Here is a 21,757-nt window from a genome sequence, read left to right as displayed (position 1 = left end):
GGCTGATGATTCCCAAGAGCTCATATCGACGGAATCGTTTGGCACCTCGATGTCGGCTCATCACATCCTGGGGCTGGAGCAGGTCCCAAGGGTTTGGCTGTTCGCCAATTAAAGTGGTACGTGAGCTGGGTTCAGAACGTCGCGAGACAGTTTGGTCCCTATCTGCCGTGGGCGTCGATTGTTGAGAGGAGTTGCCCCTAGTACGAGAGGACCGGGGTGAACATACCTCTGGTGTACCTGTCATCGCGCCAGCGGTGCAGCAGGGTAGCTATGTATGGACGGGATAACCGCTGAAAGCATCTAAGCGGGAAGCCTCCCTCAAGATAAGCAATCATCGAACCGTGATAGACCATCACGTTGATAGGCCGGGTGTGGAAGCGCAGTAATGCGTGGAGCTAACCGGTCCTAATAGTTCTGTTCGCGCTTGTTGAATCCCACCATCAACGACAGTCCTGAATGGATTGTCCTCGATGTAAGAGGATGATCAGCCAGACATCGATTTAAAAACCGCGTCCGCCAGCTTCATTGCTTGGTGACCTTAGCGCCTGTGACCCACCCGATCCCATCTCGAACTCGGCCGTGAAACCGGGCAGCGCCGATGGTACTAGCGCTCAAGCGCTGGGAGAGTAGGTCGTCGCCAGGCATTGTAGCCGGCGGAGCGCGGTAAAACCCATTCGCAAGTCAGAGGGCCACCCCGTCCGGGGGAGGCCCTTTTGGCGTCTTTGGCTTTTGTCATCGATGCCGTGCCGATCGGCCCCGCAAGGGGCTGCGGCCAGACCGTCGCCGGAGGCGACATACAGGTGCCGCGGGGTGGAGCAGTCCGGTAGCTCGTCAGGCTCATAACCTGAAGGTCGTTGGTTCAAATCCAACCCCCGCAACCATCCGAAGCAGCAGCCGTCTCGAAAGAGGCGGCTTTTTTTGTGCCTGGCCTTATCAAGGTCGGCGTAGGGAGAGCGCTTGACCTGACGAGTGCGTGCCACCCGAGGCATCGCGTGAACAATGGCGGAGCATCGGCCGCTCAAGCTGATCAAAGCGCTCGGCTTGACTGCGCAGCCGGTAAGGCGCGGATCTCCTGTGGTGACAACCTCGCTGCGAGCAACCTCGCCGTGCCCTGCAAGAAGACGGTTGCTACTGACGGTCCAGAGGCGACGGCTCGGGCCAGACCGCCGGGACCCTTATACCCATATCCATCACATCGGCTGGATCTCACCGCGAACGAAAGCGCGCAGGTCCGCGGCCAAGTTCGCGAGCTGTGCCTCGTCCTCGAAGATCGAGTGCCCGGCGGGATAGCCGCGCAGGACATAGCGCTCCCGTGACACCCCTGCCTGATCGAGCGCGAACGGCCCGGCATGAACCGGGGTGGTGATGTCGTAGTAGCCGCCCGCCACGAAGAGCCGCATCGAAGGATCGGCATCGAGCGCGGTGGCGAGATAAGGCGCAAAGGTGGCCGCGCGGTAGCTCCCGCCGTAGCCTTCGCCCCAGTTCCACTGGAAGTTGATGCCGAGGTTGAGGCTGCGATAGGCGCTTGGAAGCGAGTAGCCGAGTTCGTCGGCCAGATAGCGCTCGATTACGTTCGGCCCGTCGCTGCCTAGGGACATCGAGGGATCGTCGAAAGGCGGCCGCAGTTTGGATTCCTCGATCGATCGCGTGATTCGCGCATCGAGTTGGCCGGTGCGCAGCCCCTTTTCGCCGAGTAGCGAGAGCATGAAGTCGAGCTTGCCGATCCGCAGTCGCTCCTCCGCGATCTGATCCGCGGGCAATCCGATCAGGGACGAAAGCTTTTCGGCAACGCGACGCTGCTCTTCCGTGGGAAGGCGCGGCCCCTGTGCCAGCGCGCTTACATACTCGGTTTCGGCGAAGCGCTGCGCCGCCGCGAAATGGTCTGCGACATCGCGTCCCTGACGATTGATAGCGCCGTGATACCAGGCGACGGCCGCGAAAGTTGGCAGAGTGGTTACCTGTGACAGGATCGGACCGTCCGTCCACCCCAGGGACGGCGACAGTAGTACGACCGCGTCCGGAAGCGGATGTTCCGCGCCCTGCAGCTCGTTTAGTATCGCGGCGGCGCGCGCCGTGCCGTAGCTCTCCCCCACCAGTACGGTCGGGGAAGCGAGGCGGCCGTTGGCTCGTTTCCATTCGTCGATCATGCGGATGACGGCCTGCGCATCGCCCTTGACGCCCCAGAACGAAGCGGCGTCGGCGCCCTCGATCGGCATGCTCGCGCCGGTGCCTGGTGGATCGATGAACACAAGATCCGCGACGTCGAGCAGGCTGTGCGCGTTGTCGGCCAGGCGCATGTCGGCCCCCTCTCCGAGGATCCGGCGCGGGCCGAAGGCATGCATGTGGAGCGGTGAGGAGGATGCGCCGGGGCCGCCGTTGAACACGAACAGCACCGGCCGCGTCGCCGCGTCGCCCAGGCCCTCGGCCACGTAAGCGTAAGTGACCGCGACGACGGCGGGCTCACCGTCCTGGCCCGGCAGCGGCTGTTCGCTGACGAGTGCGCGGTAGGCGATCCGCTGGCCACTCAGCACGATGTCGTGATCGGTCGCGACCACGCGGCTCGTCGCTTCCTCGCGTGGGACCATCGGCTCCATCGCGCGCAGGAAGGCGGGCGACATCGGCGCATCGGCATCCTGCGCCAGTGCCGGCGTGGCAGCGGTGGCGAGCAGGACGGACAAGAGGCAGCGGCGGAACGGCATCGTTTTCTCCCCGGAAACGGCCGCGCGTTCTTATGTGCGCGGTAAGGCGTCGAGCAGGCGATCGATGTCCTGCTCCCCATTGAACATCGAAGGACACACTCGGAAGCGGTTCTTCGAAAGCGTGATCTGGACCCCGGCGCGAGTCAGCCGCTCGCCCAGCTTGGCGCGCGCATCGGCAAGGACGCAGGTCATCAGCGGCGCGCGGCAGCCCGGCGGCGTGGCCACCGAATAGCCCTTCGCCTCGAGCCCGGCGCGCAGGCGGTCGAGCAGGGGCTGGCGCCACGCGGTGAGGCGATCGATGCCGAGGTCGAGCAGGTAGCCGAGCGACCAGTCGAGCTGGACGATGCCGGCGTGCGACCGTGTGCCCATGGCGAACATGCCCTCCGCATCGTCGCGCGCGGCGACGTCGGCGATCGTCTCGCCCGGCGTGTCCAGCGGGTAGACGTGCGGAGTGAAGCGCGCGAGGCCGTAGTAGCCGAAGCGCTTGCGCGTCAGCCGGTCCATCCGGTCGGCACGCGCATAGAGGAAGCCAATCCCGAAATCCCCCATGAGCCACTTGTAGCTGGCGGTGGCGGCGAAATCGACGCCGCTGCCGTGGAGATCCACCGGCACCGCGCCGGCGGCGTGGATGATGTCTGCATAGACCAGCGCGCCGCGCGCATGGGCGATCTCGCACACGCGCTTCAGATCGTGCTCGAAGCCGTTGTAGGTCGAGACCAGCGACAGCGAAACCAGCCGGGTCCCGGGGGTGATCGCGCGTTCGTAGTCCTCGATGGCGATCCGGCCATCGCGCGGCCGCAGCCAGGCCACGTCCATCCCCCGACGTGACAGTTCCTCGTAGAGATAGAACGACCCGAAGAAGTGGAGCGTGTCGGTGACGATGCGCCCGCCCGCGCGGGGCAGGTCGAGCGCGTCGATGACCATCTGCTCGCCCGCGGTCGTGCTCTGCACGAAGGCGAGTTCTGCCGGCGAGGCGCCGACGAGGAGGGCGAAGCGTTCCTTCACCCGCTCTTCCACCGCGCTCATCGGGTAATCGGCCGCCGTGCCCCGGCGCGCGAAGTAGTCGGCCACCGCTGCCCGGGCACCCCGCGCAGGCGGATGCATGGTTCCGGAATCGAGATAGGTGCCCTCGACGTCGAATACGGATCTGTCGGGCAATCCTCCCGGTACGCCGGCACTCGCCGCCACCGGAAGCGCTGCGGCTGCCGTCAGCACCGCACGGCGCGACATCTCCAGCCCGTTCCCCGATTGCGTCATGTCGGGATTGTACGCTGCGAGCGGCGCATAGAACACGGCGTTCCCATTGCCCCAAAATCGGAAGGGCCGGTGAACCGCTGCCTCTCGGGCATGCGATTGCGAATAATCTATTCCCGCCTTCAGCTCTAGGATCCGGTGATCGCTGCGGGAGAGCTTCGTCGTGCGCGTTAAATCGATTTTGCGAGTCATCCTCCTGCTGACGAGTCCATGGCTCCCGGCGGCGGCGGTCGCCGCGTGTCCGCCCGACGCGGTGGAAACCCGTCAGGAGAGTGGCGCGCTCTCTTATCTCGCATGTACCGGGACCATCGCGGTCGACAACGGCGGCGATGCACAGGGCCGCATATTCTATACCGCCTACCTCGCTTCCGCGGAGGCCGAGCAGCGCCCGGTCGCCTTCGTGTGGAACGGCGGCCCCGGCGCGGATTCGCGGCTTCTCCACTTCTCGGCGCTGGGTCCGGTGCGCATCCGCGAGGGGCGGGCCGAGGCGAACCCCGACAGCCCGCTGGCCGTCAGCGATCTCGTGTTCGTCGATCCCGTCGGCACGGGCTTCAGCCGTGCCCAGAGCGAGACCGATGCTGCCGGGTTCTACTCGACGACCGCCGACATCGCCGCAACGACCGATTTTATTCTCTCATGGCTCGAAGCCAGCGGCCGCACGGGCGCACCCATCTTCCTCGTTGGGGAGAGCTTCGGGACCTGGCGGGCGGGCGGCGTCGCCGAAGCCTTGGCCGACCGGGGCCACTTGGTCGCCGGGATTGCGCTGATCTCGGGCGGCATTCCCCTGGGCGACCTACCCGACCGCCATCTGATGCGCGCGCTCTCGCTGCCCAACCGCGCCGCGACCGCGCTGGCGCATGGCAAACTGGCGCCTGAGCTGCAGGGCGACGTAGAGCAGGTGCTGCAGGAGGCGGAGCGATTTGCGCGCGCCGACTATGCGCCCGCGCTGGCCGATCCGGTCGCGCTTTCGCCCGAGTTGCGCAAGGCGATTCGTACGCGGGTCGCGGCCTTCCAGGGCCTGTCGCCGGAGGCGGTCGATCCCGAGACGCTCTGGGTATCGCCGCGCACGTTCCGCACCGAACTGCTCGGGGACAGTGGGCAGATGCTCGACGTCTTCGACATGCGCGTAACCGACGGTGCGGATCCGACGCCGGCGGGCGCCGCGGTCCTGCGCTATTACCGCGAGCGTCTGCACTATGCCGAGGGGCATTACGCCGGGATCGAGGTGGAGGAGCTGCCCGTCGGCGCGCAGTGGCAGTACGATCAGGCGCCGATCACGCCGGAATCGCTCGCCCGCGCGATGGCCGGGGAGGGGCCGCCCAGTCCCTCTCAGCCATGGACTCTGCGCGCGATGGAGAAGATGCCGGACATGCAAACCTTCGTTGCGGCAGGGTTCTACGACTCTCTCAATAGCTGTGCGGCGAACGAGGCGACGGTGTCGGCGCTCCCGGCGGCGGTCGCTGCACGGTTCGCGCTCCACTGCTATCCCGGCGGGCACATGATGTACGACGAGCCGGCCGTGGCGGTAACATTCGGACGCGACATCGCCGCATTCCTCGCGGGTGAGAAGCAGGAATAATTTTCACGCTGCACACCGGGTTTTCACCGAAACCAATGCTCAGCCCGGCTGGGATCGGTAGAGAACGACAACCGCAATCCAGTCCATCGGCATATCCTTCGGCGCGATTTCCGAAAATGGAACAACAAGACCGAATTCGAAGGGGAAGCAGGATGCGTACGAGGATGACCATCACCATGGCGCGGCTGCTCGCATCCGCCGCGATACTGGCCGGCGGGGCCGCTCACGCGCAGGACACCGACGAAACCATCGGCGGCCCGGTCGTGGGCGAAGCGGCGGGCGAGGCGCAGGTCCAGGAGATCGTCGTCACCGGATCCCGGATCCGGAGCAAGAACGTCACCACCGCCTCCCCGATCATCGACGTGGGGCAACAGGATGTCGAGGACCGCGGCTACGTCAGCGCCGCCGAGGCGCTGAACGACCTGCCGTCCGTCGTCCCGCAGCTCAACCAGGCCGACGGCAGCGGCGAGTCGAGCGGTTCGGGGCAGCAGTTCCCCAACCTCTTCGGCCTCGGGCCCGGGCGCACTCTGACGCTGATCAACGGGCGCCGCATGGTCACTTCGACCTCCGGCATCGGCAGTGGCGGCGTCGGCGACGCGCAGGTGGACTCCAACATCATTCCGCTGGGACTGCTGAGGCAGGTCGAAGTCTATCAGGGCGGCGGTGCCGCGGTTTACGGCTCGGATGCCATCGCGGGCGTCGTCAACTACATCCTCCGGGACGACTTCACGGGCGTGGAGCTCGATGCCCAGGCCGGGATCAGCGATCGCGGCGACTACGAGACTTACGCTTTGCGCGGCACGGCGGGGACCGACTTCGCCGCCGGCCGCGGCAATATCGCGGTCGACGTGGGCTGGTCGAGTTCGCCGATCCTGCGCTTCACCGACCGCCCGCTGTCGAACCTCGGGCGGCTGACTGTCAACAATCCGGAAGATACCGGGCCTGGCGACGGTATTCCCTCGGTCGAGGAAATCTTCAACGCCCGCTTCTGGCCGTTCAATGCCAACGGCGTCGTCTTCACCAACCCCGCGCCGCCGCCGAACTTCCTGACCGAGCTCGACGGCCACCCGATCCAGTTCGCACCCGACGGATCGATCGTGCCTTACGATACGGGCGCGCTCGCGGGCATTCCCTTCGCCAGCGGTGGTGACGGTTTCCCCTACCAGCAGCTCGCCGGCCTGCGCACCGGCGTGGAGCGGCTGACCGGCGCCATGGTCGGCCACTACGACGTGACCGACCGCATCCGACTCTCGACCGAGCTGCTCTACGCCAAGACCGAGGGTACGGAGATCCCGCAGGGCAACAGCCGCACGGTGCTCAACGCCGGCAGCTACGCGGGGCCGATCGCATTCACCGTCGACAACCCGTTCCTCACCGATCAGGCCCGCGCGGCGCTGATCGAGGCGAGCCCGGCCTTCGCCGGCGGGCGGCCGCTGTTCCTGTCTAAGCTGTTCCTCGACCTGGTCCCCGACCCGTCGCAGCGCACCAAGACCGAAACCTACCGCGCGGTACTCGGCCTCGACGGCACCTTCGACGTAGGCGACCGCGAGTTCTACTGGGACATCTCGGGCAGCTACTCGCGGGTCGACGGTCAGCGTCGCAGTTGGGAAGTCGTCAACAGCCGTTTCGACAACGCGATCAACGCGGTCCGTTCGGGCGGGCAGATCGTCTGCGCGATCAACGCCGACGCCGATCCGTCGAACGACGACCCCTCGTGCGCGCCGATCAATCCGTTCGGCCACGGCAACGTCAGCGCCGAGGCGCGCGAGTACGTCAGCACCATCGCCGGGATCGACTGGACCAACGAGCAGGTCGATTTCCTCGCGACCCTCGGTGGCTCGCTGTTCACGCTGCCCGCGGGTGACGTGCAGTTCAGCGCCGCCTACGAGCACCGCGACGAGAGCGCCCGTTTCGATCCGCTGCAAGCGAACCTCGAGGGCTCCTTCGGCGCCGGCGCTCAGCAGGTTCCGCAGTCGGGCAGCTACAACACCGACGAGCTGTCGGGCGAACTGCTGATCCCGCTGGTTGGCGAAGGCTTCACGCTTCCGCTGGTTCACTCGCTCGAGGCGAAGGGTGCGTTCCGCTACGTCGACAACTCGCTCGCCGGGAAGGAGAACGTGTGGGATCTCGGCGTGCGCTGGCAGCCGGTGCGCGACGTGACGCTGCGCGCCTCGCGCAGCCGCAACTTCCGGGCGCCGACGCTGACCCAGTTGCTCGTTCCCACGAGCGAAGGGCTCGATGCCGCAGGTATCGATCCCTGCGACGCGGACCGTATCGTGGGTGGGCCCAATCCGGACGTTCGCCGCGCGAACTGCCTCGCGCTGTTCGAGGCTAACCCAGGCTACGGCGTTGAAGCCGATGGCGCTGGGGCTGGGCTGTCGGCCGAAGAGCGGCTCGCTCGCTTCCAGAGTGGCTCCGAGAGCTTCCAGCGGGCGCTCATCACTTCGCGCGCCAATCCGGATCTGCGCAACGAGATCTCGGACACGTTCACGTATGGCATCGTCCTCGCGCCGAGCTTCATTCCGGGCCTGACGATCACCGCCGACCGCGTGGAGATCGACCTAGAGGATGGGTTGTCGCTGTTCACGACCGAGGATTTCGCGGCAACGTGCTTCGACGATCCGTCGCCCGATCCTGCGATGTGCTCAGCTTTCTCCCGTCTCGCGGCGCCGAACGGCGTCAGCTCGGGCGGCACCATCGTTACCGGCACCACGACCACGATCAATGCCGGCGAGATCCGGTATCGCGGCGAGGTCTATGCGGTGGAATATTCCTTCCGTCCCGGCGAGTGGTTCGGCGGCGACGACCTTGGCCGTATCCGGCTGGGGGTGACCGCGACGCACAACACGCTGCTCGAACGTTCGGTGACCGGCACGACCTTCGTGCGGGAAGACGATACCTACACCACGCCAGAATGGGTCGGACGGTTCAACCTCGCTTACGACAAGGGGCCGCTGCGGCTGACCTATCAGGCGGACTATCGCGGGGAAACGCGTGCGGGGCCGGACGCCACGATCGAGAACAATCCCAATCCAATCCTCGAAGGCAACACCGTGCACAATGTTTCGGCGCAGCTCGACCTCGGCGATTTCGTCCTTCGCGGCGGTATCGACAACCTGACGGACAAGGCGCCGTCCTATCCGCAGATCGCCTACGGCGACATCCTCGGCCGGCGGTTCTTCGTCGGGGTGAAGATCCGCCTCAAGTGATCGCTGCGAACTGCATCCGGCCGGGCGCAGCGCGCCCGGCGCGTCTCGAACAGGAAGAAGGCAAGGCATGATCCGGTTCGACCAAGACGCGCCGGGCAGCGGTCCGGGCGGGGCGCTGCCTGCCCCGCGCTTCGGCTCGTACAGCCAGTGGGTGCGCGATGTGATCCGCAAGGTGCGGTCGGAGCGCAACCTGCTGATCAGCCTGTTCGAAAGTTCGGTGCCCGAACCCGCCGAACTGCTCCACGAGATCATCCGCGAGGCCTTCGGCAAGACGGTGACGACGCGCTACGCCAGCGCGTTCGCCGGCGGAAATCCCTATGTTATCGACCAGCTCGCGGCGCGCTATAAGGTCGAGCGCGATCGGGTACTGTGCACGACCGGCGCGACCGGCGCGCTGTCGCTGCTGTACCGGGCGTTGCTTTCGCCAGGCGACCGCATCCTCGTCGAAACGCCGGGCTTCGATATCTTCGACACCGTCGCCCGGTCGCTGAACAAGCCGGTCGATCGCTTCGTCCGCCGGGGCGACGATTTCGCGATCGACCCGGAGGAGGTCGAGCGCGCCATGACGCCGCAGACGCGGCTCATCCTGCTGTCCAACCTCCACAATCCTTCGGGTATGGCGATCGCGCCGGAAGTGCTGGCCGCGATTGCGCGGATGGCCGAGGCGCGCGGCGCGATCGTGGTGGTGGACGAGGTTTACGGTGAATATGCGGGCTCGGAATTCAGCCCTGCCGCCTCGGGCACCTGGTCTCCGGCGCTGGTCAGCGTCAGCAGCCTGACCAAGATCTGGGGCCTCAGCACGCTCAGGTGCGGCTGGATCGTCGCCCACCCGAGCGTGATGGAGCCAGTCCGCGCGCTGAACCGGGAAGTCGAATTCGGCATCTCCAACCTCGCGCATGCGGTCGCGGCGCTCGTGCTCGAGCAGCGCGATCGGTTCGAGAGCTATCGCGAGGGCATGCTGCAGCAGGCGCGGCCGATCATCGAATCGTACCACGCGCACTGGCACGCCGAAGGGCTGATGGCCGGGCGCCTGCCGCCGCACGGATGCATTGCCTTCCCGCGCGCGGTGGGGATCGACAATACCGAGCATTTTTCCGAGTGGCTGGCCGACCGGTGCGGGGTCGTGGTCGTGCCTGGCGAGCACTTCGGCGCGCCGGGCCACATCCGGATCGGCTTCGCCCATGCGCCGGCGGATGTGGATTACGGGCTGCAGGCATTGACCGACGGTCTCAAGCGCTATCGAGCGCTCGGCGAGCATCGACGCGGGGGAGGCTGAGAATGGACGTGGTGCGCGCCTGCAGGAAGGTTCTGGGTTTCGCGGCGCTCGCCGCGGCGGTGACTCTCCCTTCGATGACGGCCGCACAGGACGTCCGCCACCGCGCGCAGGGTGAGGCGGCGGTTGCCGGACGGACGATCGCCTACACCGCCGAGGTCGGCGAGATCGCCGTCTGGAGTCCGGATCGCCCGGGGGACGCGAGCGTCGGGTACATGGCCTACGTGGCCCGCGGCGCGGCCGATCGGCCGGTGCTCTTCGCGTTCAACGGCGGCCCCGGCGCCTCGGCCTCGTTCCTGCACATGGGCGCTCTGGGGCCGGTGCGCGCCCGGGTGCCGCAGGATCCTGCCGCGCCTCTGCCGGCGGAGGCGGAGGTCGGCGCCAACTCCGACATGCTGATCGACATGGCCGACCTGGTTCTGCTGGACCCGCCGGGCACCGGCTTCTCCGCGTTCGGTGTCGGTGCGGACATGGATTGGTACCGCTCAGTCGAGGGGGACGCCGATGCCGTGGCGCAGGCGGTCCTCGCATGGCTGCGCGCCAACGGCCGGCTGGACGCGCCGATCTACGTCCTTGGCGAAAGCTACGGAACGATCCGTGCGACCGCGATGATCGAGGCGCTGCACAACCGCGCGCCCGAGGTGCGGCTCGCCGGCGTGCTGCTGATCGGCCAAGCGCTCAACATGATCGAGACCTCGCAGCGGCCCGACAACGTCGTCACTTATCCGGTGGCGCTGCCCACGCTGGCGGCGATCGCCTGCTTTCACGGGCGGATCGGCACGTGCGATCCGGTCGCGTCGGCCAAGGCGGCAAGCGCGTTCGGGCCCGAGTACCTTGCAGCTCTCTATCGCGGCCGCGCGCTCGACGATGAGACCCGCCGGGCGATCGCAGGGCGGCTTGGGGAACTGACGGGCATCGCGGAGGACCGCTGGCTGGAGTGGGACCTGAAGCTCTCCAAGGAGCGATTCCGGGTCGAGCTGCTGCGCGGCGAGGGCGTGGTTCTCGGCCGCTACGACGCGCGCTACACCGCGCCGCGTGCGCCCGATGCCGGCCTCACCGTCGGCCCCGATGCGTTCTCGCCCGTCTCCGCGCTGTACGGCACGGCGATGGTTTCCGAGTTGACGAGCCGCGGCGTTCCAGGGGCGGAGAATTATCGTGTCATTGCCCGCACCGATGGCGAATGGGCCTACGGGTCCGGAGATTCGCCGTTCAACGATTGGCCGTTCATGGCGACCGTCGAGCAGGCGATGGAGCGTGATCCGAACTTCCGCCTGTTCATCGGCACCGGTCTCTACGACCTGACGACCACCGTGGGCGCGGCCGACCATCTGATCGCGCAATCGGATGCCGATCGCGAGCGGATCGTCGACCGCGTCTACCGCGCGGGTCATGTGGCCTATTCGGATGACAAAAGCTGGCAGCAGATGATCGGCGACATACGCATGTTTATCGAGGGAGATACCGCGCAGTGACGAATGCTGGCGAGAAGGGACTTGCCGCGCGGATCGACCTCTGGGGGGTCGTAGCGCTCGGACTGGGCACGGCGGTCGGCGTCTCGATCTTCTCGGCCATCGCCCCTGCGGCGGCGATCGCGGGGCCGGGCATGCTGCTGTCGGTCCTGGTGGCGGCGCTGCCGATGTATCTGATCGCGGTCAGCTATGCCTATCTCGGTTCTGCGGTTCCGGTGTCGGGCGCCTCGTTCGCCTGGCCGGCGCGGTTCCTGCACCCGGCGGTGGGGTTCTTCATCGCATGGGCGCGGATCATCGCCAACATGGGCGCGATCGTGGTGCTGGCGCTGGTGCTGGTCCGCTACGGCTCGATGTTGATACCGTTGCCGACCAAGCCGACGATGTTCGTCGTTATGGTCCTGGTGCTCGCGGCCAACTGGTTCGGCATCGACGTGGCTGCGCGCGTGCAGAAGATCCTGCTCTCGGCGATGCTCGTGCTGTTCGCGGTCTTCGTGGTCTGGGGCGGGGCGACTGAAGTGTCGCTCGACCGGCTCCAGCCTCTGATGCCGGACGGATGGAACGGAGTGATCGCTGCGGCGCCGCTGCTGATGGGCCTGTTCTTCGGGATAGAGGCCGCGACCGAAGCCGGGGCAGAAGTGTCGAACAGCCGCCGCAACATTCCGCTCGGCATTGCCCTGTCGATCGGGTCGGCGACCCTGCTCTATCTGGCGGTCGGCTTCGTCGCGCTTGGCCTGCTCGGCGGCCCGGCGCTGGCAGCGAGCGAGGCGCCGATCCTCGACGCCGCGCGCGTATTCATGGGGCCGCTGGCGGTGCCGGTGATCGCGCTGGCGGCCGTGCTGTCGATCGGAAAGTCGCTCAACGCGATCTTCGCCATGTTCAGCCGCAGCCTGTTCGCGATGGGCGAGGCAGGCGTGCTGCCCGAGGCGCTCGGCCGCATCCATCCGCGCTGGCGCACGCCGCATATCGCGCTGCTCGCCGTATTCGGGATCGGCTGCGTCGGGCTGTTCCTGCCGATGGAGCTGACCTTCCTGTTCCTCGCGGTGAACATTCCAAACCTGCTCAAGTACGCCAGCATCTGCCTGTCGGCTGCGCGCGTGGCCAGTCACCATCCCGAGCTCCATGCGCAGGCCGGCTTTCGCCCGCCCGCGGCGCGGATGCGCGTGATGGCCATTGCTGGGGCGCTCTGCGCGCTGGCGCTGATCGCGGTCGGCTTCGAGGCGGATTGGCGGCCTTATGCGCTGCTGGGCGGCTGGCTTGCGGTGGGCGTGATCTACTATCTGGTGAAGCAGCGAGGGCGGTAATTGCCCTCGCCGGCGTTTATTCCAGCCCGGGGATGGCGGGCGCTTCGGCGAACGGCTTCACGCCGAACGCCGAGTGGATCTCGGACGGGAAGTAGATCGTTCCCCCTTTCACCACCATCGCGATCCGGTGCAACTCGCGCAGGTCCTCGAGCGGATTGCCTGGCAGAAGCAGGAAGTCCGCGTACTTGCCGTGCTCGACCGAGCCGAGATTCTGATCGCGGCCCATGTAGACTTCGGGCGCCAGCGTGCCGAGGCGGAGCACTTCCGCTGGCGCGATCCCCGCCTCGCCATAGATCTGCAGTTCGCGGTGGAGGGACAGGCCGGTCGCGTCGTCGGTGCCGGGCAGGATGCGCACGCCGCGGTCGTGCAGGCGCTTGATCAGTTCCTTGATCTTGACGAACGAGCCTTCGTAAGCGGCGGCATCGGCAGGTGTCTCGATCGGTGCTATCCCCTGGCGCCGGCGGCGCTGGAGCGCGATCGGCAAATGATCGATATAGTTCGCCACCGCCGGGCTCGGCTGGCCGTCGCGGCTCAGCATCAGCAGTTCGAGCGTCACGGCGGTCGGGTCGAGCGCAATGTCGTGCGCGGCCATCGCCTCGATCGTCTGCTGCACGCGGGGCGAGGCGAGGTCCAGATCGGCCGTCCGCCGCATGGCAGTGAGGCGCAGCGGGGTACGCGTATCTTCCTTCGGATCGAGCACCCAGCCCAGCATGAGCTGGTTGATGTGGGTCACTTCGTCGTATCCGGCGGCGATCATCGTATCGGCATTGGTAAAGGCCGGGATGTGCCCGGTCACGCCTACGCCCAGGCGGCGCGCCTCGCGGACCACCGCAGGAATCCAGTCGGGATTCATCGAGTTGTAGATCTTGACCTGCCAATAGCCGCGCGCCGCGTACCAGCGCACCGCCTCGACCGCCTCGGCCTCGCTCTCCGCGATGATGCCGTTGCGGGCGGAATAGCTGCTGCGCCCTTCGAGGAAACCGTTGCGCACGATGCGCGGCCCGGCGACAGTTCCGTCCTCGATCCGTTCCATGAACCCGTCAAGAAACGCGTTGTCGTTGCCCATGTCGCGGATCGAAGTCACCCCGGCTGCAAGATAGAGAAGGGCCGACTGGGGCGAGACGTGGGCGTGCATGTCGTGCAGGCCCGGGAGGATAGTTCCGCCTTTACCGTCGACGACGATCTCGCCCGGGGTGGCGGGCGCGTCGAGGGGGTGAATGCCTGCGATCCGCTCGCCCGACACGACGACCGAGACCGGCTCGCTCAGGGTGCCGGCTTTCGGATCGAACACGCGGACGTTGCGGATGCGCATCGGGCGGTTGAGTGTATGCGCGAACCGCTTCTGGAGCGCGGCGAAGCGCTCGGCGGTGAGCCGCGTCGCCAGTTCGGTGAGCTCCGGTACGGTCGCCTCGGCACCTTCGCGTACCGTCGCGCCGTCGGTGTCGATGCGGGCGAACAGGCGCCCCTGCTCGTCCAGCAGGATCAGTTCGGGCGACAGATCGATGCCGCTGATCGAGAAGGCACGGTAGGTCGTGCCCTGCACTTCCGTTTCACCCAGCGCCTCGAGCTGCAGCTCGCCGCCGGGAAGCGCCGCCATGCGCTGATCCTCGTCCTTCAGGAGCGCGCGGGCGTAGAGGCCGAGCGCCCAGGGGCTGCCGTTCTGCGCGATGTAAAGCGCGGTGGCGGCATGTTCCCTCTCCTGCGTGCCCGTGGAATCGGTCCAGCGGACAGTTTGGCCGTCGCGTGCGAACCGTTCGCGCACCTCGCTGCCAAAGGTGGAGGTGCCATCGATCGCCCAGCGCACGGGCAGGCCGTCTGCGCCGAGCTCGATCTCTTCCGTCGTGGTGGGGCCGCGGCCGTTGTTCTTGACGTCGTAGCTGATGCTGACTGTGGAGCCCTGCTCGTCCGCTTCGACGAAGCCGACTTTCTCGCCGCTGGTGACGACCGACCAGCGCACCGTTTCGGCATGTGCCGGCAGGGCAGCGAGGAGGGTGGATGCAGCGAGGAGGGCACGGACGGAATAATGGCGCATCAAGTGTTCAGGCTCCGATAGACATGAGCGGCGGCGGCAAGGTCCTGCACCGCATGGCCGAGCGACTTGTAAAGGGTGATGTCATCCGCGCTCATCCGGCCAGCCACCGTGCGGAGCAGGACTTCGCCGATTTCGCCGACGATGTGATTGTCGCCGACGAGGCCCGCCGCACGGGCGTCAAGGAATTCGGCAGCCGCGTCGAGGGCCGAGGCGCGGCTGTCCGCGACATAGCGTGCGCGCACGACCATCTCGTGATCGCATTCTACTGGGCCGGGGCCGCTGGAGCCGACGAGGTTGACGTGTGTGCCCGGCTGAACCCATTTGCCCTGCAGAACTGGCTGCGATGCGGCCGTCAGCGTGCAAACCACGTCTGCCTCCGCCACGGCTTCGGGCAGATCCTCGACCGCCTGCGCCTCGATGCACGAATAGTCGGCGGCAAGCGCTGCGGCTTTGGCGGGATCGCGCCCCCAGATCAGGATCCGGCGGAAGGGCCGGACTTGCGGCAGGGCCTCGAGATGGGTGCGCGCCTGCCCGCCGGTGCCGACGACCAGCAGGGTGCTGGCGTCCTCACGGGCGAGCGCATCGGTCGCCATCGCAGTCGCCGCGGCGGTGCGGATATGAGTGATCTCCTCCGCATCGACGATCGCGACCGGTTTGCCTTCTTCGGGCTCGAACAGGACGATCACCCCACGGTGCCGCCGCCGCCCGGGCGCAGCCGGATCGCCGAAGACGCTGACCAGCTTGGCGCCGAACATGTCGTGGGTGCCGAGTGCGCCGGGCATCTGGGCGAACGTACGTGCCTCGCCGAGCGAGATCATCGTCCGCAGTAACTGGCGCGTCGTCCCGGCGGAGAGCGCGCGCATCGCCTCACGCATGGCATCGATGCACGAGGGGTAATCCAGCCGCCGCCGCACTTCGGCCGCGTCGATTATCGTCAGGTCGTTCCGGTCCATTGATCCTCCCCGGCGAACCTATTTCCGGAAGGGCGGCAAAACTTGCCTGAAGGTTCCCTGCTTTCTAAGACTGACGCATGAATGATGCGCTCTCCCGGAATCCGGAGCATAACGATGGCAAATGAACTCGACCGCCTCGACCTCAAGATCCTCGACCGCCTGCAGGTCGACGCATCGGAATCGTCCAGCGAGATCGCCGAGCGCGTGGGGTTGTCGCAATCCCCGTGCTGGCGCCGGATGCAGCGCCTCAAGGCGAAGGGATATATCAAGGCGCAGGTGGCCGTGCTCGACCGCGAGAAGCTGGGCGAGAGCATGTATATCTTCGCGCAGCTCCAGATGGGCCGGCTGACCGACGAGGAGCGCGACCGGTTCATGCAGGCGATCGAGGACATACCGGAGATCACGGAAGCCTACACGCTGTTCGGCGAGATGGACGTCATGCTGAAAGTGCTGGCGCCCAGCATGGGCTGGTATCAGGCCTTCACCTTCCGCACGCTCCTGCGCCTTCCCGGGGTGCAGGACGTCCGCTCGACCGCGACGTTGTCCGAGATCAAGTGCACGCATCGCCTGCCGCTTCCGTCGTTGTAACCTGGGGCGCCTCCAGCGAGACGCATAGTCTATGCTGCGCCTGATCGGGCCGGTCGGAGAACGACTGCGATCATGCACCGGCGATGCCGTAGATTCGCCGCGCAACGAATGGGAGAAGAAGGCGGTGAGGGGAATTCTGCTGACGATCTGCGCGCTCGGCGCGGCACCGGCCTTCGCGGCGCCGCCCGTCGAAGCGCCCGCGATTACGATCACCATCCGCCCCGAGGCCGCGAACGCCGAAGGGGCCATTCCCGCGCTCGACCTCACGGTCATCGCCGAAGGTGTCGAGGGTGCCCCCGGAAGCCCGATCGTCGAACTGCCGATCGAGGCCAACACGGTGGTCACCAGCGCCAACGACGTCGAGGGGCTGACCGCACGCGACGCGCGCGGCGCCGTGACCCTGACTCCGACTGACAAGGCGACGGACGATTCCAACCGCACCCGGCTCTGGCATGCCGACCGCGCGATCGAAGGGCCGCTGACGCTGCGCTATCGCGTCACGATCGACGCCGCCCGTCCGTTCATCAGCCGCCCGCAATACGAACTGCGCACCGGCCACGGCAGCTTCTCGGGCGCCGGAAACGCGTTCCTCATCCTGCCCGTCGACGAGACTGCCCGGCGGGTGACGGTCGATTGGGATCTCTCGGCCATGGGGCCGGGCGCTACCGGCGTGTCCAGCTTCGGGATCGGCGATGCGCAAAGTGCCGAGCCGCTTGCGCCCGCACGGATCGCATCAACCTACTACGTCGGGGGCCGAGCGGGCACGTACCGGTCGGACAGTGGCGGTTTTTTTGCCGGCTGGGCCGGCGATCCGCCGTTCTCGACCGACGAGCTTATGAAGTGGGCTGCGGGGCTGCACGGTTTCTACGGCGAGTTCTTCGGCGAGGCCGCCGCGAGCTTCGGTGTCTTCGCCCGCCCGAACCCGGACAATCCCGGCAGTGGCATCGGCCTGACCGACAGTTTCGCCTTCACCTATGGCCCCAAGTCCGAGATCGACGACCTGCGCGGCCTTCTCGCGCACGAGATGCTGCATGCCTGGGTCCGTTCGCTCGACGAGTCGATGGATCGCCCCGGTGGCCTGGACCGGAGCTGGTTCGGCGAAGGGCTCGCGGTCCACTATCAGCGGATGCTGCCCTATCGCGCAGGGCTGATCGACGCCAATGCGTTCCTCGACGATCTGAACAAGACGGCGGGGCGCTACTACACCAACGTGATGATCGCGACGCCGAATGCCGAGATCCCGGCGGGCTTCTGGCGCGATACGCGCATCCGGGTTCTGCCCTACGACCGCGGCTCGCTCTACTTCGCCAGCCTCGATGCGAAAGTCCGCGAAGCGTCGGCCGGCAAGCGGTCGCTGGACGACGTGGTGCGCGCGATGCTGGCGGAGCGCCGGGCCGGGCGCCCGATGGACGAGGCGCTCTGGCGCCGCCTGCTCCGGGCAGAGCTCGGCCAGGCGGGGATCGACGATTTCGAGGCCATGCTGGCGGGCGGGACGGTTCTGCCGCCTTCGCATGCGTTCGGTCCGTGCTTCCAGCGCACCACACGCCCGCTACGGCGGTTCGATCTCGGGTTCGATCCTGCATCGCTGCTGAGCGACCCGCGCGCCGTGCGGGGCCTGAAGCCCGGCTCAGAAGCGCACAAGGCGGGCCTGCGCGAAGGAGATGTGATCACCAACACGTTCTCGCAGGACGGCCTCCAGGCGGACCAGGAGGCGTTTCTCACGCTCGAGGTACTGCGGGGCAGTGAAACGCTGACGATCCGTTATCAGCCTCGCGGCGAAACCGTCGCTGCCTACCAGTGGGAGAAGACGGGGGACGGCTCGTGCGGCTCCTGATCGGCTGACACTCTAGGAGCTGGGACGGTTCGGATCGCCCGGCGGGCGTGAGGTCGGATGCGAACTCGACAGCCCGCCATCGACCGCCAGTGCCTGCCCGTTGACGTAGCTGGCCTCGTCCGACAACAGGAACAGCGCCGCGGCCGCGATCTCCTCCGGCTGGCCGCCGCGCAGGAGCGGGTTCAACTGCCCGATCCTGTCTTCCTTGCCCGCCGCGCGGGCACCTTCGTAGAGCGGCCGGGTCATGCCCGTTTCGGTGAGACCGGGAAGCACGGCGTTGATCCGTACGCCGGTGCCGGCAAGCTGCTGGGCAGCGGTCTGGATCAGATTGATCACGCCCGCCTTGCTCGCCGAATACTGCGCCGGGCCGGCGCCAGAGCGCAGCCCGGCGACCGAGGCAGTGCACAGGATCGCTCCGCCGCCGCAATCGCGGATCGCGGGCGCAGCGTGCTTGACCGCGAGGAACGGTCCGATCAGATTTACGCGCAGGACCTCCGCCCAGTCCTCCGGCGTGGCATCGAAGAAGCCGCCGCGCACGCCGCCGGTGATGCCGGCGTTGGCGAAGAACAGGTGCAGCGCGCCGAACTCGCTCCGGGCGGTCGCGACGAGCGCCTCGATATCGGCCTCGGCGCCCGCGTCGCCGGTTACCGCCACTGCCAAGCCGCCGTGGGCGCGCACGGCATTGGCTGTCTCGTGCACGACTTCAGCGCGATCGAACGCGACGACCTGGGCGCCTTCCTGCGCGAACAATAGCGCGCTCGCGCGGCCGATGCCCGAGGCGGCGCCGGTGACGACGGCGACCTTTCCGGCGAGCCGTGCGCTCATATCGTTGCGCCCCCGTCGACGACGATCATCTGGCCCGTGGTCCACTTGGCTGCGGGCGAGGAGAGGTAGACCGCCGCGCCCGCGATATCGCGCGGCTCGCCGATCCGGCGCATGGGCAGCCGCGCCTCGGTCGCGGCGAGCGCCTTCGGGTTCTCCCACAGCGCGCGGGCGAAGTCGGTCTTCACCAGGCCCGGCGCGATGGCGTTGACGCGGATGCCGTGCTCGCCGTTCTCGACCGCATAGTTGCGCACGAGCTGGAAATCCGCCGCCTTGGAGACGTTATAGGCGCCGATCGTCGGCGAACCGCGCAGGCCGCCGATCGAGCTGACGACGATGATCGCCCCGTCGCCCTTTGCGCGCATGTCGGGCAGGGCGAGCTGGATCAGCCAGTGGTTGGAGAGGATGTTGTTGTCGAGGACCTTGCGGAACTGCTCATCCTCGATCCCGTCCATCGAGCCGTAGTAGGGATTGCTCGCAGCATTACAGACGAGAATGTCGACGGGGCCGAGCTGCTCCTTCGCGCGCGCGAACAGGTCCTGCAACTGCACCTTGTGGGAGATGCTGGCGGCGATCGCAGTCGCCGTGCCGTCGCCATGGGCGGCGTTGATCTCCGCCGCGGCCTCGTCGCAGGCTTCCTGCTTGCGGCTCGAGATCACCACTTTCGCCCCTTGGGCGGCGAGTTCCTCGGCGATCGCGCGGCCGATCCCGCGGCTTGAACCAGTGACGAGGGCGACCTTTCCGGTCAGATCGAATAGCGACATCGCGTAAAGTCTCCTTGTTTGTCAGACAGCCGCCTGCTCGGCGAAGGCCCAGGCCTGCTGCGCGAGCGGGACGATGCGCGCGGCCGCGGCCTCGGCGTTGGCGTTCGAGGCGTTGCCGTCGATCGCGCGCTTCTTGATTCCCTGGATGATCCCTACCAGCCGGAACAGGTTGTAGGCGAAAAACCAGTTGAGATCGGGGACCGAGGTGCGGCCGGTCGCTTCGCAATAGCGCTCGGTCGCCTCCTCGAGCGTGGGAATGCCCAGCGCGGGAAGGTCGAGCCCGCCGAGCTGCGCGCCGCGCTCCCCATGCGGCATGGCCCAGTTCATCGCGAGATAGGCGAAGTCGGCCAGCGGATCGCCGAGTGTCGAGAGCTCCCAGTCGATTACCGCGAGAATCTCCGGCCGGTTAGGCGCGTAGATCATGTTGTCGATGCGGTAGTCGCCGTGGATGATCGACGTGCGATCCTGCTGCGGTAGGGTCGCGGGCAGCCATTCGATCAGCCGCTCGACTTCGGGGATGTCGTCGGTCTGGGCCATGCGGTACTGCTTGGTCCAGCGTCCGACCTGGCGCGCGAAGTAGTTGCCCGGCGCACCGTAGTCGCCGAGGCCCACCGCGACCGGGTCGACTGCGTGGAGCTTGGCCAGCGTGTCTATCATCGCGCGGTAGATCGCGCCGCGCTCTTCGGGTGCGCAGTCGGGTAAGGCGCCGCTCCAGAAGGTGCGGCCTTCGACCAGCTCCATCAAATAGAACGGGGCGCCGATGATCTCCGGATCCTCGCACAGCGCCACCGGCGCCGCGACCGGCACGCCGGCGGGGTGAAGGGCCGAAATGAGCCGGTGCTCGCGCTCCACCGCGTGGGCGGAGGGAAGCAGCTTGCCGAAGGGCTTGCGCCTGAGGACCAGCGGCCCGCGCTGCGTTTCGACGCGGTAGGTCGGATTCGACTGACCTCCGGGGAACTTCTCGATGCAGAGGACCGCGCCGTGCCCGGGCGCTGCCTCGCTCAGCCAGCGATCGAGTGCGGCCCCGTCGAGGTCCGCGTATCGACCCTCGCTCATGCGTCGCCGTCCTGTTGCATGAGGCGCTCCAGCGCCTCGCCGCGCGGCCGCATCAGGCTCTCCTGCTGCGCGGTTGCGATCATCCGGCCGTCCTCGGCGAAGAAATGTCCGCGGCTGAGGCCGCGGGCGCCCCCGGCCCAGGGGCTGTCGGCGACGAACAGGTGCCAGCGGTCGAAGTCCGGTGTCTCGTGAAACCAGACCGCATGATCGAGACTGGTCGCCTGAACTTCGTATCCGCCGGGCCGAATACCATGCGGCAACATCGCCGTGCGGAGGAACAGCATGTCGGAGGCGTAGGCGAGCAGCGCGCGCTGCATGGCCGGTCCCGCGCGCGCGGGCAGCCGCATCCGCATCCACGAGGCGGTTCGCGGCTCGCGCGGCCGCCGGCCGAACACCGCCGACGGATCCAGCGGCACGATCTCAATCGGGCGGCGCTGGAGGCGGTCGGCGATCGGGTGATCGTCCGGCTCCGCACGACGCTGCTTCCACTCGCCGAGGCCGGCGAGCGCGGCCTCCACGTCGAGCGGGAAGGGGCATTCGAGCGCGTGGCGGAAGCCCGGCTCCGGCCGGTGGAACGAAGCGATCATCGAGAAGATCAGCAAGTCGCCCTGGGCCGCTTCGATCCGGCGGGTGGCGAAGCTGCGCCCGGCGGTGAGGTGCGTCACCCGATAGTCGACCGGCTCGTCCGCCATCCCAGGCTTGAGGAAATAGCAGTGCAGCGAATGCGCGAGGCGATCCGCGTCTTCCTCCTGCGCGGCGGCCATCAACGCCTGCGCAATCGCCTGCCCGCCGAACAGGCGCGGCCCCATCGCCGGGCCGGGTGCGCCGGTCCAGCGTCCGTCGCCCCCCGCCTCGCTCGGCGCGAGGAGGGAGGCGAGATCAATCGCAGTCTGGTCGTTCACGCAGTCTCCGGCATTCCCGTCC

General features: G+C 67.3%; 15 protein-coding genes, 1 tRNA gene and 2 rRNA genes (1 of these 18 running past the window's edge). 10 read left to right on the top strand and 8 right to left on the bottom strand.

Going from position 1 to position 21,757, the window contains the following annotated elements:
* From AC3A5N_RS02120 to AC3A5N_RS02110, 3 genes are all read left to right on the top strand, one after another.
* Positions 1 to 429 (top strand): 23S ribosomal RNA (locus AC3A5N_RS02120) (it extends 2,364 nt beyond the left edge of the window).
* A gap of 99 nt (positions 430 to 528) precedes the next feature.
* A 5S ribosomal RNA gene (gene rrf, locus AC3A5N_RS02115) occupies positions 529 to 643 on the top strand.
* 161 nt (positions 644 to 804) lie between these two features.
* A tRNA-Met gene (locus AC3A5N_RS02110) sits at positions 805 to 881 on the top strand.
* Between the two features lie 309 nt (positions 882 to 1,190).
* On the opposite strand, the gene AC3A5N_RS02105 is transcribed toward AC3A5N_RS02110, so the two are convergent.
* Positions 1,191 to 2,699, bottom strand: coding sequence for a S10 family peptidase (locus tag AC3A5N_RS02105; RefSeq protein WP_487735657.1), 1,509 nt, complete (start codon positions 2,697 to 2,699; stop codon positions 1,191 to 1,193).
* A gap of 30 nt (positions 2,700 to 2,729) precedes the next feature.
* Positions 2,730 to 3,992, bottom strand: coding sequence for an aminotransferase class V-fold PLP-dependent enzyme (locus AC3A5N_RS02100; RefSeq protein ID WP_487735656.1), 1,263 nt, complete (start codon positions 3,990 to 3,992; stop codon positions 2,730 to 2,732).
* Positions 3,993 to 4,116: 124 nt separating this feature from the next.
* Here AC3A5N_RS02100 and AC3A5N_RS02095 point away from each other — a divergent pair, with 124 nt between their 5' ends.
* The 5 genes from AC3A5N_RS02095 to AC3A5N_RS02075 all read left to right on the top strand — a co-directional run bounded on the left by AC3A5N_RS02095 (position 4,117) and on the right by AC3A5N_RS02075 (position 12,784).
* The gene (locus AC3A5N_RS02095; RefSeq protein ID WP_487735655.1) at positions 4,117 to 5,532 is read left to right on the top strand and encodes a S10 family serine carboxypeptidase-like protein; all 1,416 of its coding nucleotides are present in this window, start codon (positions 4,117 to 4,119) and stop codon (positions 5,530 to 5,532) included.
* A 152-nt stretch (positions 5,533 to 5,684) separates the two neighbouring features.
* Positions 5,685 to 8,741, top strand: a complete 3,057-nt coding sequence (locus AC3A5N_RS02090; protein WP_487735654.1) for a TonB-dependent receptor domain-containing protein — start codon at positions 5,685 to 5,687, stop codon at positions 8,739 to 8,741.
* 67 nt (positions 8,742 to 8,808) lie between these two features.
* Complete coding sequence (locus tag AC3A5N_RS02085; RefSeq protein WP_487735653.1) at positions 8,809 to 10,017, top strand: pyridoxal phosphate-dependent aminotransferase; 1,209 nt, start codon at positions 8,809 to 8,811, stop codon at positions 10,015 to 10,017.
* Positions 10,018 to 10,019: 2 nt separating this feature from the next.
* Positions 10,020 to 11,486 (top strand): S10 family serine carboxypeptidase-like protein, encoded by a 1,467-nt coding sequence (locus tag AC3A5N_RS02080; protein ID WP_487735652.1) that lies wholly within the window; start codon positions 10,020 to 10,022, stop codon positions 11,484 to 11,486.
* Positions 11,483 to 12,784, top strand: a complete 1,302-nt coding sequence (locus AC3A5N_RS02075) for an APC family permease (RefSeq protein WP_487735651.1) — start codon at positions 11,483 to 11,485, stop codon at positions 12,782 to 12,784. The genes AC3A5N_RS02080 and AC3A5N_RS02075 overlap by 4 nt, the downstream gene beginning before the upstream one ends.
* Before the next feature lie 16 nt (positions 12,785 to 12,800).
* On the opposite strand, the gene AC3A5N_RS02070 is transcribed toward AC3A5N_RS02075, so the two are convergent.
* Positions 12,801 to 14,816: an amidohydrolase family protein gene (locus AC3A5N_RS02070; RefSeq protein ID WP_487736305.1), complete on the bottom strand. Its 2,016-nt coding sequence runs from the start codon at positions 14,814 to 14,816 to the stop codon at positions 12,801 to 12,803.
* Positions 14,816 to 15,769, bottom strand: a complete 954-nt coding sequence (locus tag AC3A5N_RS02065; RefSeq protein WP_487735650.1) for an ornithine cyclodeaminase family protein — start codon at positions 15,767 to 15,769, stop codon at positions 14,816 to 14,818. Before AC3A5N_RS02065 ends, AC3A5N_RS02070 begins: the two co-directional genes overlap by 1 nt.
* Before the next feature lie 114 nt (positions 15,770 to 15,883).
* Between AC3A5N_RS02065 and AC3A5N_RS02060 the strand changes: the two genes are divergently transcribed.
* Both AC3A5N_RS02060 and AC3A5N_RS02055 read left to right on the top strand, forming a co-directional pair.
* Positions 15,884 to 16,357, top strand: coding sequence for an Lrp/AsnC family transcriptional regulator (locus tag AC3A5N_RS02060; RefSeq protein WP_487735649.1), 474 nt, complete (start codon positions 15,884 to 15,886; stop codon positions 16,355 to 16,357).
* A 31-nt stretch (positions 16,358 to 16,388) separates the two neighbouring features.
* Positions 16,389 to 18,191, top strand: coding sequence for a M61 family metallopeptidase (locus AC3A5N_RS02055; RefSeq protein WP_487735648.1), 1,803 nt, complete (start codon positions 16,389 to 16,391; stop codon positions 18,189 to 18,191).
* Positions 18,192 to 18,203: 12 nt separating this feature from the next.
* Here the strand turns inward: AC3A5N_RS02055 and AC3A5N_RS02050 are convergent, their stop codons facing one another.
* The 4 genes from AC3A5N_RS02050 to AC3A5N_RS02035 are packed head-to-tail and all read right to left on the bottom strand — an operon-like array spanning position 18,204 to position 21,735.
* Positions 18,204 to 19,016: an SDR family NAD(P)-dependent oxidoreductase gene (locus AC3A5N_RS02050; RefSeq protein ID WP_487735647.1), complete on the bottom strand. Its 813-nt coding sequence runs from the start codon at positions 19,014 to 19,016 to the stop codon at positions 18,204 to 18,206.
* Positions 19,013 to 19,777, bottom strand: a complete 765-nt coding sequence (locus tag AC3A5N_RS02045; protein WP_487735646.1) for an SDR family NAD(P)-dependent oxidoreductase — start codon at positions 19,775 to 19,777, stop codon at positions 19,013 to 19,015. Before AC3A5N_RS02045 ends, AC3A5N_RS02050 begins: the two co-directional genes overlap by 4 nt.
* A gap of 21 nt (positions 19,778 to 19,798) precedes the next feature.
* Entirely contained in the window at positions 19,799 to 20,833 is a 1,035-nt protein-coding gene (locus AC3A5N_RS02040; RefSeq protein WP_487735645.1) for a phosphotransferase family protein, read from the bottom strand.
* Positions 20,830 to 21,735, bottom strand: a complete 906-nt coding sequence (locus tag AC3A5N_RS02035) for an acyl-CoA thioesterase (RefSeq protein WP_487735644.1) — start codon at positions 21,733 to 21,735, stop codon at positions 20,830 to 20,832. The genes AC3A5N_RS02040 and AC3A5N_RS02035 overlap by 4 nt, the downstream gene beginning before the upstream one ends.
* Positions 21,736 to 21,757: the final 22 nt, after the last annotated feature.

This window comes from Pelagerythrobacter sp. Soil_C_18 (assembly GCF_057657235.1).
This window is presented reverse-complemented; position numbering and strand designations above follow the sequence as displayed.